Raw genomic sequence first — 15,920 nt, forward strand, 5'->3', positions numbered from 1 at the left:
CCTTTAGTTGGCGAGGCCGGTCATGGCGATTCCCCGCACGATCCATCGTTGGAAGACGATGTAGGCGATCATGATCGGCAGCGAGACGAGGGTCACGCCGGCCATGATCTCGCCGTACTGAGCGGTGTAACGTCCCATCAGCGATTGAAGTGCCTGGGTGAGCACCCAGCTGTCTTGGGAGGTCAGGTAGACAGCGTTGACGTAGAAGCTGTTCCACAGTCCGACAAACGTCAGCAAGCCAAGGGCAAGATAGGCCGGGCCGGAGAGGGGCACGATGATCGCAAAGAAGGTTCGCCAGGGACCTGCGCCATCGACCGCGGCTGCGTCCTCGAGTTCGCGTGGGAGCGTCAAGAAGAACTGCCGGAAGAAGAAGCTCGCGAACGCGGTCCCGAAGAGCATGGGAACGACGATCGGGAGCGGTGTGTTCAACCATCCGAGGTCGCGAAAGATCACGTACTGCGGGATGAGTGTCGCTTGAACCGGCACCATCAGCGTGAGAAGCAGGGTGACCAGGAGCGCTCCCCGTCCGGGAAACCGGAACCTGGCCAATGCGTACCCGGCAAGCGAGCTCGAGATAAGCGTGCCGGCCGTGCCCACCACAGCAATGACGAGAGTGTTCAGGAAGTATCGGCCAAGGTCGGGTAGGGCGGTGATGAGGTTCGCGTAATGCTCGAGCGTGATCGGGTTAGGAATCAACTGGTCCGCTCGGAACATGTTCTCGTCCGTGCGCAGCGACATCGAGACCGCCCACAGGGCCGGGAAGATGTAGGCGAAGACCAGGATGATCATGAGCGCGTGATACCCGACGGTCGCGGTCCGGCGTCTGCCGGCGAACCCCCGGGCGGAATATTCGCCGCGCAAGTTCGCGGAGGTTGGTGGGCTGAGCACTGTGGTCATCGCTTTCCCTTCCGCCGCGCGGTCTTGGTCGGAGCTGCGTCGGCGTAATAGACCCATCGACGGCTGATCGCGAACTGGGCCGCTGTGATCGCAAAGGTCAGCAGTGCGAGCATCCAGGCAAGAGTCGCGGCATAGCCGAGCCCCGACAGGGTTTCGTTGTAATTGAACATCTGGTTGTACATGTACAACACGACTGTCCGAGTCGAGTTGGACGGGCCGCCGGCCGTGGCCGGGCCGGAGGTCGAAGAGGTCATTGCCACGACCGGGTCAAACAACTGGAGCGCTGCAATCAGCGAGGTGATCATCAGGAAAAAGATGGTCGGCGAGATCATCGGGATTGTGACGTGGCGGAATCTTTGCCACCAATTGGCGCCGTCGATGGTTGCCGCCTCGACGAGGGTTGTCGGGACGCCCTGAAGCGCCGCAATATAGAGGGTCATGCCGAACCCGATCGTCTGCCATGTTGTGACCAGAGCGATCGATGCCATCGCCGTGGCCGGGTCCAGCAACCAGTCCGGGCTGTTGAAACCGAGCAGCTCGACTCCGAGCGTCACCGGCCCCGACTGGCTGTTGAACATCCACCGCCAGATCACGCCGATCGCTATCTGCGAAAGGACGTAAGGGAGGAAGATCGCGGCCCGGTACACACCGACGAACCGTCGAGGTGTGTACGCCAACAGTGCGGCGATGAGCGAACAGATGAGAAAGCTTGTGGTGCCGAACGCGATGAACTTGAGGGTGTTCAGCAGCACGGTAGGAACTCTCGGATCCTGGAACAGATAGATCCAGTTTTCTAGTCCGATGAACGTGGGCGAGGGGGCAATCAAATCCCAGTTCGTGAAGGAGTAACCGAGCGATGCCACGAGCGGAATGGCGGTGAATGCCACGAGTCCGAAGATCTGCGGGAGCACGAATAGGTAGGCTGTCCGCACTTGACGTTGGGCGAGCTTCGTTCCACGTGACTTCCGTCGCCGGGTGATAGGCGGCTCCTGCGAGGGCACCGCTCGGTTACGTTCCATCGGTTGCTAGCCTGCCGCTGCTTCGAGGATGGGGTCGATGCGCGTCTCGCAGATTCCGGAAAGCGCTTCGGCAGCAGACTTTCGGTTCATGATGATGTCCTCGAGCGCGGGGCCGATTCCATCCTGGCTAGAAACGGCACCCCACACCGCCGACGGGTCAGTATTCGTGAACGCAAGCGGCCATCCCGCTGGATCGAGCTGTGCGGCGACGAGGTTGCTGGGTTCATTCGGCGCCTCTGCGAAGTCCTGGCCGAGCGCGCGATCCTGGTATGCCGGGATCAGGCCCATCTGTTTGCCGGAGCCCTCGGTGGCCATGTACTTCAGAAACTCCCATGCAGAGTCCTTCACCTCGGACCCCTCGTACATCGCCCATGTGTGGATCTGGAACAGGGTCGCGTTACCCTCCGGGCCTTCCGGGAGGGCCGCAACGTTGTAGTTGAGATCCGGGTTCTGCTGTTGCACGGCGAGAACCTGCTCGTGGGAGCCCTGTTGCATCGCCACCTGGCCTCGCACCCATCGGGTGAAGCCGGGCTCTTCCTGCTGCAACTGCGGCGTGATCGCCGAGTGATCCTTCCACATCAGATCCTGCAACCACTGGAACCCCTCAACCGTTCCCGGGTCCTCGGCCGCACACTCGTCTCGCAGTTCGCCGCCGAGGATTCCTCCGCCAAAGGCCTTGAGGACCGGTGCGTAACCTGGTTCGATCGGAGCGGCCGCGAAGTTGAAGTACCCGTACTGAATGATGTTGTTCGGGTCGAAGTCGGCATCGCGGGCGTTGTTGCCGTTGGCGTCCAGTGTCAGCACCGCTGACCACTCGCGTAGGTCGTCGTAGGTGTACGAGCCGTCGGCCGCGGGTTCCTCCAAGCCAGCGGCGGCGAACATATCTTTGTTGTAGAACAGCGACTGGACGTTGTAGCCCATCGGCAGCGCGTAGATCTTGTCATCGATGGGAGAGGTAAGACCGTCAATGACGGCAGGCGTGAAGTCCTCGCGCGAGATGTCGCCGTCGTCGAAGTAGGGGGTGAGATCCGCCAACACCCCGTCGTTCGCGGCTTCGAAGTAGTTCCAACTGCCGGTGACGAAAACATCGGGCATATTGCCGCCGGCGACGAGGGTCTTGCAAGCGGCGTAGTCGACCGCGCAATCGCCCGACTCGAACTCGACCTTGATGTCGGGGTTGGCTTCAATGAAGCCGGCGGCGGCGTCCTGGATCGAGCTGATGTCGGCGTCGTTGCCCCAGAGCATGACCCTTACAGTCTGTTCGCCGGACGAATCGTTGCCGGCGGCAGTACAGCCGGCTATCGCTAGGAGCAGACCGGCGGCGGCAGTTGCCACCGCCAAGCGTGTGCTGTGTCCCACGGGATCTCCTTTGAATCGGTGGACTGTCAACATCTGCCACGTGGCAGATGGGACATTCTTACCCCAAGATCTGCCACGTGGCAAATCTCTAGCCGCCCGAACTCTCCCGAACGACCATGCGGTGCCCCACGGTGATGTCGGAAGGCGCGCCCGATCGGTCCTCGATTCGAGCCACCAAGGTGGCGACTACCGCGGTAGCGATCATGGATTTATCCGGCGCGACAGTGCTGAGGCTGGGAACGGCATACCGCCCATCTTCGAGATCGTCGAATCCGACAACTGCTAGGTCTTCGGGGACTTTTAGGCCTCGGTCGAAGGCGCGCCTCATCATTCCAAGTGCAAGGAGGTCGGTAGCGCAGAAGACAGCGTCCGGCGGCTCCACGGTGAGCAGGCGGTCCAATGCTTCTTGCCCGTCTTCGCGGTGATACGCGCGGGTAGGAATGATCAATGCCTCCTCGATTCTGATCCCGGCGTCGGCGAGGGCCGCGCGATAGCCGCGCTCGCGTTTGCGGGACATCACGAGCCGGTCCCGGGGGTCGCTTCCAGCGAAAGCGATCCGTCTTCGTCCATGCGAGATGAGATGAAGTGTGGCGTCGTAGGCCGCCTGACGATCGTCGATGCCGACGTGGTCAAAGCGCCCCGAATGCTCGGTCTCCCCGATGAGCACCACCGGATTAGCCGGATTTCGCGCGGATAGCCAGCGGAGAGCGCCGTCTACAGGGCTCAAGATTGTCCCCTCCGCGTACTCTGCGGCAGATCCGTAAAGTGCATCGCGTTCAGCGGCAGCGTCTCCGAGAGTCTGGCGCACCATGACCGCCAAGCCTCGATCCTCGGCGGCGATCACGATTCCACGCGCAAGCTCAGCGAAGTAGGGCACGTCGAGTTCTGGAATGACCAGTTGTATGACGCCCGAGCGACCCCGCCTGAGACTCCGCGCGACGTGGCTCGGCGCATAGCCGAGTTCGTCGATTGCTTTTTGGACGCGCTGCAACACGTCAGGGGAGATGTGCGGGTATCCGTTGACGACATTCGAGACCGTTCGGGGTGAGACTCCTGCGCGCTCTGCTACTTCGGCCTGTGTCGCCATGGTTCGTCCTCTCGTCGTCATGGATCGCCCCCGGAAGGGAATGCTGTTGTCTAGACGAGGATATCTGCCACGTGGTAGTTTCCGGTGTGCCACGTGGCAAACTATCAAGGAGGATTTCATGCCGGAGCGCTCAAGGTCGAAGACACGCCTGCTTCCGACAGCGTTGACGGCCGCCGTCGCCCTCATCGCGCCTGCGGTCGTCTACGGAGGCGCATCCCCTGCGTACGCTGCCACCGCCACCGTGACCGCCAACTTCGGTACTACCGTGAATTACCCGTTGGTGAAGTCGAAGTTCGCTCTCTACAACTCCTGCCTGGTGCCTGTCGACCGGTACAACCGCGACATCAATCTCATCAACGAGTTGGACACAGAACATCTACGCATCGACGGAGGATTCGGTGGAGATCCCAACTGTGGCTACGTCAACGATCCGGTGTCCGGAACCGCGAGCAACCTCACGTACAACTGGGCGGAGCCAGACCAATTCGTGCGTAACCTCAACGACCGAGCGGTAGCGCCCTACTTCTCGTACGGCTATCAGCCGGCACCACTGCAGATCAGCGGCAACTGGCGAAGCATGCCGTCGAGCCTGCCCGCATGGCAATCGGTCACGAACACGACGGCATCACACTTCGATCAGACCGATAATCCACTTGCATACCACGAGATCTGGAACGAACCGGATTTTGACGGGACCTTCTTCAACGGATCGATGACGGACTACTTCGAACTGTACAAGTACGGGGTGAACGGTATCCGCCAAGCGACGCCAGATGCCGTGGTAGGAGGACTCTCGAGCGCCTTCCGAACCGCGTGGATCACGCCGTTCCTCGATTATGTCGAGACCAACGACCTTCCCCTCGACTTCGTTTCCTTTCATCAGTATCCGTCTAACGCCAGTGATGAGCCGGCATTGATGAACAGCTACCTCGACGAGTTCAAGAGCCGCCTCAACGGCCGAGATCTGAATACCACCGAACTGCATCTGAACGAATACAACTCGTACCCCATCAACTACCCTCAAGGAGGCAGTCAGGACAAGGCGGGACTCGCGTCCTCGCTGCTGCGAGATTACAAGAACGTGTTGTCGCAGCCGTCGTTCGACCGCATCAGCTGGGCCCAGTTCATGGACAGTGGTCTTGGCAACTTCTCGGGCATGGTCACGATCGACGGCTACCGGAAGGCCGTCTACAACGGCTACAAGATCTACTCCATGCTGCCCACCGAGCGGCGTGAGCTCAACATCACAGGGTCCACAGGCGTCGACGGACTCGCCGCTTCGGACGACCATCGCGCCGGGATGGTGCTGTGGAACAAGTCCGGTTCCAGCCACACCATCAACGCAACCCTCAATGGGATCGCGTTCCCCACCGGCACGCTGCGCGTCTATCGCGTCGACGCGAGCAACGCCAGCTACGGCGACAACCCCGCCTCAGACCAGCTCGTACCCACCGAAACGCACGCGAACGTCTCAACAGCCGGACGCACCTGGACTGGGACGATCCCGAACGACGGCATCGTCTATCTCGAATTCGACGACAACACTGGCATCGGGACGAATTTGGAGCGAGACAACGGCGACTTCGTCCGCAATCTCAGCTACCGACCCGACCGCTACAAGACGTCCTACGCCGACTTCGAGCCCAAGACATGGACCGCGCACCTAGGAATGGCAGCCGAAACCTGGGCGGATGAAGAAGTCGGAGTGACCATCGACAACACTCCCGCTCGCCTGAACTTCAGCAACCAGGTCGGCGGGACGCTGCAGAACCTGGATGCCAACAGCTGTGCGTGCGTTCGGATCGACTACCAGGTAGGGAGCGCGTATACGAAGAGCGTTCTCTTTCACGGACCATTCAACGGGAGCGCGGACCTGTTTAACAGCTCGCGCAGTGCGCCGTTCCCGTGGGGAACCGCTGCGCAGGCCACTCAAGTCGTAGCACTGCCGAACATGGCCAACTTCGCGATCGACAACGCCACCTATGCACCTGCCAACTGGACAGGACGCAGCCAGATCACCTGGCTCCTCCAGAACTCTGGGTCGGGCACACGGTTCACCTCGGCCGTGGAGAATGGGATCGCCGGCTCATGGAAGTTCGACGAGGGTAGCGGGATCACTGCCATAGACGCTTCAGGTGTCGGCAACCCCGGGACTATCGCCAACGGGACACGAGCAGCGGCGATCACGCGAACCGGGCTCGTATTCAACGGCACCTCCACGTCCGTGAACGCCGGCAACTCAGCCTCGACAAGTTTCGGGACCGGAAGCTTCTCCATCGGCACGTGGTTCAAGTCGACGAGCACAGGCTTCACTCGGCTCGTCAGCAAAGGCAATTTCGAAAACACGAACGGCTATGCACTCGCCTTGAGCAATGGCACATTGACTCTGGCGGTCGGCGCTGGTGGTAATCAGAGTCAGTCTGTCCGCCTCAACACCCCCGCTGGCCTCAACGACGGAGCATGGCACCACGTTGCCGTATCCGTCGACCGAACGGCAGGGACGGTGAGGATATTTGTCGACGGAGTGCCCCAGACGCTCACCGTTGGCAGCGGCTACTGCGGCACCGCGAGCGGATCTACGGTAAGCATCTCGGCGTGCTCGAATGCCAACGCGTCGAGTTCAAGTGACCTGACGCTCGGGAGCTATAACGGCTCCTCCGAGTTCTTCGCAGGGACGCTCGACGAGCCGCGCGTCTACAACAGGCCGCTGACCGAGAAGGATGTACGGGGGTTGGCAGGGCAGGGCAGGGCGCCTGTGGCACGGTGGTTCCTCGACGACGGATCCGGCACCCGAGCGCTTGACGCAACAGGCGAGCGGAATCACGGTTATGTGTCCGCCCCGAGCTGGACCGGTTCGGGACAGCTCGGCGGTGCGCTGACCATGAACGGATCCACGACCAGTGTCAACCTCGGGAACCCGGGCCTCGCCAACTTCGGCAACGGCAGCTTCACGCTGAGCGCATATGCAAAGACAACCGGAACCGCGTTCCAGCGCCTTATAAGCAAGGGCAACCACGGAGACACGGACGGATACTTGCTCGCGATGAACGGAGGCGGCTTCACCTTCGCTCTCGGAGCTGGAGGCAACCAGAGTCAATCACTGGGCATGAACACTCCCACTGGGTTCAACAACGGAGCCTGGCGCCACGTTGCTGTAGTGGTCAACGGGACCGCCAAGACGGTGCAGCTCTTCGTAGATGGGGTAGCACAAACCCTCACAGTGGGAACGGGATACTGCGGCACGGCGAGTGGAACAACCGTGACCTACACCTCCTGCAGCCCAGACGCCACAGGCATTGATCGGCTGTACCTCGGCAGCTACAACGGCACCAGCGAGTTCTTCAACGGCTCGCTCGATGACGTCCGAATCTACAACCGAGCAATCAGCTCCACCGAGCTGACCAGTATCCGAGCAGGCAACTAGTGACATCACACCCCCCACCCGTCGCCAAAGCAGAGTCGGCGATGGGTGTGGCTGCTCGCGTCCACGCGAGTAGTCACAGGCGGCAGTTCATGGCGGCGGATGGCCTGTCGTTTCGCCCCGACGTTGCCGTCATGATAGGTCTGGATCAGTCGCTGACGGGGTGCTGTTGCTCTAATCCGTCAAACACGTCATCGAGAGCTATGATCCGTCCGCAGTAGTGTCAGTGTCCGTTCAAGGGTGCCGCGAACGCAAATAGCCTGAACCCGTGTGGCCACTCAAGACAGGTCGCGCCCATCCACGGGCGGGGTGTTGATTTGAACCGTTCACGTTTATCCAACGTTTATTCCATCCGAGTCCTGTCGAGTCGCTCCGAGATATCCCGAGTAGTCTGAACCCAGCAGTTTCAGGATCGGCGAGAAATCCCCGATCATGTCGAGATCAGTCGAGCAATAGCCGAGGTTCGAGATCTGGGGGAGTAGTCCTGGGAGAGTCCATCGGTCACGGGTTCAAGTCCCGTCCGCCCTACGGGTAGGAAATGATGCCTGATCTGGTATTTAAGGTTTGATACCATGAACGGCATGTGCTCGGATTGGCGCGGTTCGACTGATCGTGGATTGTGGAAATACCCTTTTGATCAGGGATTTCGATTCTGCACTTGAACCCGAGACCAGTTGATTCGCGGGTCTAGTGCCGGGGCTTCTGAATAGCTGTTTGATCAGGGGTTTTCCGGTCATTCTTCGCGCCGTCGGGCGGCGTTCACGTTTATCCAACGCTTATCCAACGAGTATTGGGACACCGGCCGGCACCGCGGGGCTCGTGGTTGCGCCGCGCAGCAGCACCGTCGGTGCCTGATCGGGATCCTTTGCGCGACAGCACACAAGAGCAGCAGTAAGGAGGGCTGGCGATCTAGTTCTTCCAGGCGGGTACGGCCTGTGACCACCGCTTCAGGTACGGGGCGAGGACGGGCAGATCGGCTGGCCCGAGGCGATCCACGGCGCCTTCGGCGTGGTGCCAGTACGGGTAGGGCAGCGGCGGCAGGCTGACATCATCCAGGCGCTGGCGCTCGTCGTCGGTGAGCGTGAGATCGACCGCGGCGAGGTTGTCTTCGAACTGCTCCACGGTGCGGGCACCCACGATCAACGATGAGACACCAGGGCGACCGAGGAGCCAGGCCAGAGCGATCTGGGCGGCGGACACCCCGCGGTCCGCTCCTACCCGGACGAGCTCGTCGATGATGTCGAACAGCTTCTCCCGGTCGTAAATCGGAGGCTCGGGCCATCCGAGGGTCTGGCGTGCACCGTCGGGACCCTTCTGGCCGCGCCGGAACTTGCCCGTCAGCAGGCCCGCTGCGAGCGGGCTCCACACCAGGATGCCGATGTTCTGGTCAAGAGCGACTGGCACCAGTTCGTGCTCGGCTTCGCGGGCCTGGAGCGTGTAGTGAATCTGCTGCGAGATGAACTTCTGGAAACCGCGGCGCTCCGAGATCCCAAGTGCCTTCATGAGCTGCCACCCCGAGTAGTTCGAGCTGCCTATGTAACGGATCTTCCCGGCCCGCACCAGCGTGTCGAGCGCCTCGAGGGTTTCCTCCAGGGGGGTGATGCCGTCCCACTCGTGGACCTGGTACAGGTCGATGTGGTCAGTGCGGAGCCGACGGAGACTGTCCTCCACGGCTCGGATGAGGTAGTGCCTGGACAGACCGGAGTCGTTGGGTCCGGACCCAACGGCCATGCGGCCCTTTGTCGCGATGAGGAAGGCATCGCGACGACCGGACAGCGCCTCTCCCAATATCTCTTCGGCGAGACCGTCCGAGTAGCCGTTGGCCGTGTCGATGAGGTTGACGCCATGCTCCGCCGCGACGTCGAGCAGACGGCGGGCATCCGAGACATCCCCGTTGCCAACGGGCTCGAAGAATCCCTTGCCGCCCAGAGACATCGTGCCGAGCGCAATCTCCGAGACCCGCAGGCCTGATCCGCCGAGGTACCGATACTTCATGATTCTTCTTCCTTCCTTCTACGCCGTGCAGGCGTCACTGGGCCGGCCGGCGTGGGATGTGTGGGGCCAGTACTGGGGCGATCAGGCGAAGCTCTTGGCGTCGATGACGAATCGGTAGCGCACGTCGGAGGCGAGGACGCGTTCGTAAGCTTCGTTGATGTAGTTGGCGGAGATGAGTTCGGTCTCGGGGAGGACGTTGTGCTCGGCGCAGAAGTCGAGCATTTCCTGGGTGACCGCGATGCCTCCGTTCGCGGAGCCCGAGATCGAGCGGCGCCCCGCGATGAGGGGCATGGCGGGGAGGCTGATGTCCTCCGACGGTGCGCCGAGCAGGACAAGGGTGCCGTCGACGGCGAGGAGATCAACGTACTGGGCGATGTCGAGCTTGGCGGAGACGGTGTTCAGGATGAGGTCGAACTGTCCGGCGAGCTTCTCAAACGTGTGCGGATCTTCGGTGGCGTAATAGTGGTCGGCACCGAGCGCGAGCCCGTCCTGTTCCTTCGAGAGGGTGCGGGACAGGACGGTGACTTCCGCGCCGAGTGCGTGGGCGAGTTTCACGCCGACGTGGCCGATGCCACCCATCCCGACGATCGCCACTTTCGTGCCGGGTCCGGCGTTCCAGTGCTTCAGCGGCGAGTACAGGGTTACGCCCGCGCACAGCAGTGGTGCGACTTTCTCGATCGGCAGTGATTCCGGGACCCTCAGGACGAAGTTCTCGTTGACGACGGTGGCCTGGGAGTAGCCGCCCTGGGTGATGGTGCCGTCATAGTCTTCACCGGCGTAGGTCTGCACGTTGCCGTTGAGGCAGTACACCTCTTCGCCTTTGAGGCACTGTTCGCAGTGCCCGCAGGAATTCGATTCGCAGCCGACACCGACGCGGTCGCCGACCTGGTGCTGGGTGACCTCGGGTCCGATCTCACGGACGAAGCCGACGATCTCGTGCCCGACGACCTGCGGGTAGGTGATGGGTCCCCAGTGGCCGCGGACGGTGTGGATGTCCGAGTGGCAGATGCCGGCGTAGGCGATGTCGATCAGCACGTCGTGCGGTCCGAGAGCGCGACGTTGAATCGTCGTGGGAACCAACGGTTCGGTGGGCGAGGTGGCGGCGTAGGCGTTGACGGTGAGCATCGGTTCTCCTAGTGGTGCAGAAGGCATGAGCCGGCGAAGGCCGGCACCATCAAGATTCCGCCTTCCGTCCGGGCAGGTGGGAGGCCCTCATAGGCCACCCCACTTCCCGAAGTGACGGAGGATGATTGGGGATATGAGCAGCAAGGACGAAGTTCGCGAGTTTCTGATCTCGCGGCGCGCCCGCGTCACAACAGCCAAGGCAGGCCTTCCCGACTTCGGCGGTGAGCGGCGCGTGCCGGGACTGCGCCGAGAAGAGGTCGCGATGCTCGCTGGCGTCAGTCTCGACTACTACAACCGGCTCGAGCGCGGCAATATCCACGGCGCCTCCGACAGCGTCCTGAACGCGATCGCCCGCGCCCTTCAGCTCGACGACGCCGAACGCGAACACCTGTTCCACCTCGCCCAAGGTGCACCACTCCCAATCGCCGCGCCGCCACGCACCGGGGAAGCCGCGGTGCGCTCCTCCGTGCAGCGCGTCCTCGACAACATGGCCGTGCCCGCGGTGGTCACCAACGCTCAGCAAGACATGATCGCCGCAAACGATCTGGGCCGCGCCCTCTATGCACCGCATTTCGATGTCCCGGGCCAGCCGAACATGGCCCGCTTCATCTTCCTCGACTCCCGGGCACCGGACTTCTACGCGGACTGGCCCCTCGCCCGCCGCATGAACGCCGCCATGCTTCGCCTGGAAGCCGGCCGCGATCCCCTTAACGAACAGCTCACCGCCCTCATCGGAGAACTCTCCACGAGGAGCCCACAGTTCCGCGCTGAATGGGCGCACCACGACGTCCACGAACACCGCACCGGTCAGAAGACCTTCAACCACCCCGAAGTCGGACCGATCCTGCTCACCTTCGACGCGTTCGACCTCCCCGGCGAACCCGGACTATCGATCGTCACCTACAGCGCCGAATCCGGCACTACCGACGCCGACAGACTCGCCCTACTCGCCAGCTGGGCAACGAACTAACCACGTCAGAGAAACGGGCCAACCCCGCCACACTCTCCTCCGCGCCAGCGCCGACGATAAATGGAACGGCAGGACCATTTAAGGTACTGGCGGTAAGTGGACATACCGGTCCACTTCTTGATTGGAGAATCACCATGGACACCAGCAGTGCATCGACCCGTTTCCTCTCACGCACGCCCCACGGGTTCTCCAACGTTGTCGAGGTGACCGGCGGGAGGCTTGTCTTTATCACCGGGCAGATGGCGCTTGATAAGGACGGGGCGCTCGTTGGGCCTGGGGATCTGAAAGCGCAGCTTGTCCAGGTGTTCGAGAACCTCAAGGCTCAACTTGAACTGGTCGGAGCTGAATTCCGGCACGTCGTGAAGATCGAAACCCTCGCTGAGGAGTCTTTCAGCGATCACGCCTACGACTTCGGCGAGGTACGCGACCGGTACATCAACACGGATAACCCGCCGGCCAGCTCCATCACACTCGCCCCGAAGCTCATCCACCCCGGCGCGCTCATCGATATCGCGCTTGTCGCCCACCTCCCGCTCGCGGCCTGACCGTAATGGCCTGGGGATGCGCGAAAAGCGTCCCCAGGCGTCGGGGCCGACCGGGGACTCCGAAATGGGTCACTCGTTCCGATTGTTAGGCTGGGCGAATGGCAGATTCAGTCTCGCCGCCGCAGGTGGACGGATCGCTCCGTGCGGACGCGGAGCGCAATCGCGACCGGATCATGGAGGCCGCACGCCGTCTTTACGCGGCAGAAGGCCTGAGTATCTCCATGGCGTCTGTGGCGAGAGAGGCTGGCGTTGGCAAGGCCACGCTGTCTCGTCGGTTCAGAAGTAAAGCCGAACTCGTCGCCGCCGTCTTCGCCGAACACATGAACGACTACGTCACAGCTACCGAGAAGGCCCTCGCAGACCCCGACCCCTGGCGGGGGTTCACCCAGTACATCGTCGCTGTGTGCGCGATGCAGGCCAATGACCGCGGCTTCGCAGACGTCCTGACGATCACGTTCCCACAGGCGCCTGAGCTCGAAGCACTCCGCAAGCGCGCGCTCACGAGCCTTCTTGAATTGATCGCAAACGCGAAGGCCGGGGGGAACCTGCGGCCCGACTTCGAGTCAGAAGACCTGTTCATCGTCCTCCTTGCCAATGCCGGCGTCGTGAGCGCGACCGGGCGGGTGACCTCGCGGGCTTCGAGTCGCCTCGCCGGTCACATGCTGCGCGCGTTCGCGACTCCGGACGCTCCGCTTCCCGAGATGCCGCCAGGACCGTCATCGAAGGATCTCAATCGTGCCATGGTTCGGGCGTAGGCCGAGGGATGCGATTCCTGCGAAGCTGCTGGTTCCGGTCAGTTGCTGATGGCAGGGGCGCGGTTGACGTAGGCGCGGGAGTCGACCTGCGCGGCGGTGAACGCCGCAATGTCGGCTCGGGTGATGGGGAACCCGATCGTGTTGGTGCCGTAGAATCCCGCGCGTACTGTCCCGGTCTTCTCGCCATCCTTCGGCGCGGTGAATCGGACGATCGTCCAGTCCAGGCCCGAGCGGGTGATGAGGTCGCTCATTCCGACCAGCTCGTCGTAGGCGCGGCGGAGGAACGTGCGGCCCATGAACGACACCAGACGGGTCTGGGCGGTCTTCTTCTCTTCCGGGTCGGCGACGCTGGGAGTGCCCTGGCCGATGATCCGGGTGACGCCGTGTTGCTTCATGGCTGTGAGGATGTGGCGGGTGCCCTCGACCAGGGGCAGGCCGGTGGCGTTCTTGTCCATACTGGGGCCGAGGGCGCTGACCACGGCGTCAGCACCCGAGACGGCCTCATCGATTGCGTTCGCGTTCGACATCTCCCCTACCACGATCCGCAACCGGTTTCCCCACGCGGCGGGGATCTTGGAGATGTTGCGGGCGTAGGCGGTGACGGTGTGTCCGTTGGCGAGCAGCTCGGCTACCGTGAGGGAGCCGATCGCGCCGGTGGCACCGAAGACGGTGACGTTCATCAGAGTGAGGTCCTTTCGTGTCTGGTGGGATTAGCTGGTGAGGACGTGGCGGACGGCGGGCGCGACGATGTCGCCGAACCGCTGGATCGAGTCGCGGACCATCTGCTGCGGCATGCCACCGAGGTCGACCTGGCCGAGGAACCGGTCCACGCCGAGTTCGCTGCTGAGGTCAAGGATCTTCTCGGCGATCTGGGCGGGTCCGCCGACCATCAGCGCGCCTCGGCGGGCCGCGAGCTCCCTCATCTGGAGGCGGTCGACGTAGAAGCCGCGGCCGCCGTTCGTCTCCGGGGAGAGGTACCGGTGGTAGTACGGGTAGAACTCCTCGAGCGCTTCCTCTTGGGTGGCGCCGACGTAGAAGTGGCTGGTGATGCCGACCTTCAGGCGGTCGTCGGAGTGGCCGGCGTCGCGGCCGGCAACCCGGTAGAGGTCGATCAGGCGTTTGGCGTGATCAATGGTTCCGCCGATGAGGCCGAGCACCATCGGCAGGCCGAGCCGGCCGGCGCGGAGCGCGGATGACGGGGTGCCGCCGACGGCGACCCAGATCGGGAGTTCGCCTAGGTGCCGCGGGTTCGCTGCCGCCTCGTTCAACGGCGGGCGGTACTGCCCGTTCCACGTGACCTTGTCCTCGTCGCGAAGACGCAGCAGCAGATCGAGCTTTTCGGCGAACAGTTCGTCGTACTCGGCCATATTTTGGCCGAACAGCACGAAGGGTTCGCGAAAGGCGCTGCGGCCGGCGCCGATCTCGGCGCGGCCGTGGCTGATCAGGTCGAGGGTCGCGAAATCCTGGTAGAGCCGCACCGGGTCAAGGACCGTGAGGACTGTCGCGGTGGTGGTCAGCGCGATGCGGCTGGTGGCCCGAGCGATGGCGGCGTGCACGACCGAGGGTGACGACACGGCGAACGCGCGGCTGTGATGTTCGCCGATGCCGTAGACGTCGAGGCCGTGCTGCTCGGCGAGTAGCCCGTACGTGATGATGTCGTCGGTTCGACTGGCGGCAGTATCGGGGCTGCCAGGGTAGATATCGGAGAGTGAGAAGACGCCGAGTTCCATTGCTTTTGCCCTTCCCCGCCGCCGCGGGGACCATCCGGTCCCCGCGGCGGTGAAGTGTTAGTTGATTGCGATGACGAGCTTGCCGAGAGTGCCGGCGGCGAAATCGCTGAACGCCTCGCCGGCCTGGTCCAGTTCGTAAACTCGCTGCACCGTGACGGTGGTGTGCTGCTCCTCCTGGTTACGAGCGACCCGCTCGAGCGTCGCACTCGACGGGGATGCGTAGATCGAGACGACCTGCACGCCCTCGGCGGGAACGTCCTCGGCTGTGCGGAGCATGGTCGACACGAATGTGCCGCCCTGCTTCACCGTGGGCAACAGCGGCTGCGGGTTGCCGGCGAAGTGCAGAACAGCGTCGAAACCATCCGGGTAGATCTGGGTGACCTGAACAGCTACGTCACCCTTGTAGTCGACCGTGTGCGCAGCGCCCAGCCGAGTGACCAGCTCGATCTCCTCCGCGGAAGAAGCCGTGGCCACGACCTCGGCGCCCGCCTTGACCGCGAGCTGGAGAGCCTGCTGGCCGACACCACCGGTTGCGCCGGCGATGAGTACCTTCTGGCCCTCGGTCAGGTTGGCGGCGTCGAACGCGTCGACGGCGGCGGTGCCGGCCAGGCCCAGGGCCGCGGCCTCTGTGAAGTCGACACCCTCCGGGAGCTTGGCGATGCCGACGGCAACCGGAACGGTCACGTACTCACCGATTGACCCGTCGCCGAGGGTCGACTTCGTTACGACACCGAACACCCGGTCGCCGGTCGCGAAACCCTCGACACCGGCGCCAAGGACGTCGACTTCTCCAGCGAAGTCCTTGCCGAGCACCACGGGGAAGTTGTGCTCCATCGCACCCTTGAGGTGGCCGTTCGCGACGGACAGGTCGAACCCGTTCACCGATGCGGCGCGGACGCGCACGCGGACCTCGCCCTCCGCAGGTTCTGGGAGAGCAACCTCGGTCACTTCGGGTGCCAGGTCATAGTCGTGCAACGCGAAAACCTTCATGATTCCTGCTTTCGATAAACTTGCGGA

The 15,920-nt window shown here is 62.9% G+C and carries 13 protein-coding genes; 4 read left to right on the plus strand and 9 right to left on the minus strand.

The features are described 5' to 3' along the window. Positions 1 to 3: 3 nt before the first annotated feature. The 4 genes from AC1C2U_RS01035 to AC1C2U_RS01050 form a co-directional block, all read right to left on the minus strand. Positions 4 to 897, minus strand: a complete 894-nt coding sequence (locus AC1C2U_RS01035; RefSeq protein ID WP_495359864.1) for a carbohydrate ABC transporter permease — start codon at positions 895 to 897, stop codon at positions 4 to 6. Further along, positions 894 to 1,784: a carbohydrate ABC transporter permease gene (locus AC1C2U_RS01040; protein WP_495359865.1), complete on the minus strand. Its 891-nt coding sequence runs from the start codon at positions 1,782 to 1,784 to the stop codon at positions 894 to 896. Before AC1C2U_RS01040 ends, AC1C2U_RS01035 begins: the two co-directional genes overlap by 4 nt. Before the next feature lie 138 nt (positions 1,785 to 1,922). Then, the gene (locus tag AC1C2U_RS01045) at positions 1,923 to 3,161 is read right to left on the minus strand and encodes an ABC transporter substrate-binding protein (RefSeq protein WP_495359866.1); all 1,239 of its coding nucleotides are present in this window, start codon (positions 3,159 to 3,161) and stop codon (positions 1,923 to 1,925) included. A gap of 202 nt (positions 3,162 to 3,363) precedes the next feature. Next, positions 3,364 to 4,362 (minus strand): LacI family DNA-binding transcriptional regulator, encoded by a 999-nt coding sequence (locus AC1C2U_RS01050; protein ID WP_495359867.1) that lies wholly within the window; start codon positions 4,360 to 4,362, stop codon positions 3,364 to 3,366. A 118-nt stretch (positions 4,363 to 4,480) separates the two neighbouring features. Here AC1C2U_RS01050 and AC1C2U_RS01055 point away from each other — a divergent pair, with 118 nt between their 5' ends. Beyond that, positions 4,481 to 7,786, plus strand: coding sequence for a LamG-like jellyroll fold domain-containing protein (locus AC1C2U_RS01055; protein WP_495359868.1), 3,306 nt, complete (start codon positions 4,481 to 4,483; stop codon positions 7,784 to 7,786). 906 nt (positions 7,787 to 8,692) lie between these two features. On the opposite strand, the gene AC1C2U_RS01060 is transcribed toward AC1C2U_RS01055, so the two are convergent. Then, complete coding sequence (locus tag AC1C2U_RS01060; RefSeq protein ID WP_495359869.1) at positions 8,693 to 9,778, minus strand: aldo/keto reductase; 1,086 nt, start codon at positions 9,776 to 9,778, stop codon at positions 8,693 to 8,695. Between the two features lie 81 nt (positions 9,779 to 9,859). Beyond that, positions 9,860 to 10,903, minus strand: coding sequence for an NAD(P)-dependent alcohol dehydrogenase (locus tag AC1C2U_RS01065; RefSeq protein ID WP_495359870.1), 1,044 nt, complete (start codon positions 10,901 to 10,903; stop codon positions 9,860 to 9,862). Positions 10,904 to 11,036: 133 nt separating this feature from the next. Here AC1C2U_RS01065 and AC1C2U_RS01070 point away from each other — a divergent pair, with 133 nt between their 5' ends. The 3 genes from AC1C2U_RS01070 (at position 11,037) to AC1C2U_RS01080 (ending at position 13,173) form a co-directional block, all read left to right on the plus strand. Beyond that, a complete protein-coding gene (locus tag AC1C2U_RS01070) occupies positions 11,037 to 11,873 on the plus strand; it encodes a helix-turn-helix transcriptional regulator (RefSeq protein ID WP_495359871.1) in 837 nt (278 codons plus the stop codon). Between the two features lie 134 nt (positions 11,874 to 12,007). Further along, positions 12,008 to 12,418, plus strand: coding sequence for a RidA family protein (locus AC1C2U_RS01075; RefSeq protein WP_495359872.1), 411 nt, complete (start codon positions 12,008 to 12,010; stop codon positions 12,416 to 12,418). A 98-nt stretch (positions 12,419 to 12,516) separates the two neighbouring features. After that, the gene (locus AC1C2U_RS01080) at positions 12,517 to 13,173 is read left to right on the plus strand and encodes a TetR/AcrR family transcriptional regulator (protein WP_495359873.1); all 657 of its coding nucleotides are present in this window, start codon (positions 12,517 to 12,519) and stop codon (positions 13,171 to 13,173) included. Positions 13,174 to 13,211: 38 nt separating this feature from the next. Here the strand turns inward: AC1C2U_RS01080 and AC1C2U_RS01085 are convergent, their stop codons facing one another. Genes AC1C2U_RS01085 through AC1C2U_RS01095 form a run of 3 tightly spaced genes read right to left on the minus strand, consistent with a single transcriptional unit; the run spans position 13,212 to position 15,893 of the window. After that, complete coding sequence (locus tag AC1C2U_RS01085) at positions 13,212 to 13,853, minus strand: NAD(P)-dependent oxidoreductase (protein WP_495359874.1); 642 nt, start codon at positions 13,851 to 13,853, stop codon at positions 13,212 to 13,214. A gap of 30 nt (positions 13,854 to 13,883) precedes the next feature. Beyond that, the gene (locus AC1C2U_RS01090) at positions 13,884 to 14,903 is read right to left on the minus strand and encodes an LLM class flavin-dependent oxidoreductase (protein WP_495359875.1); all 1,020 of its coding nucleotides are present in this window, start codon (positions 14,901 to 14,903) and stop codon (positions 13,884 to 13,886) included. A 57-nt stretch (positions 14,904 to 14,960) separates the two neighbouring features. Continuing rightward, the gene (locus tag AC1C2U_RS01095) at positions 14,961 to 15,893 is read right to left on the minus strand and encodes an NADP-dependent oxidoreductase (RefSeq protein ID WP_495359876.1); all 933 of its coding nucleotides are present in this window, start codon (positions 15,891 to 15,893) and stop codon (positions 14,961 to 14,963) included. Positions 15,894 to 15,920: the final 27 nt, after the last annotated feature.

This window comes from Agromyces sp. Y575, assembly GCF_059445445.1.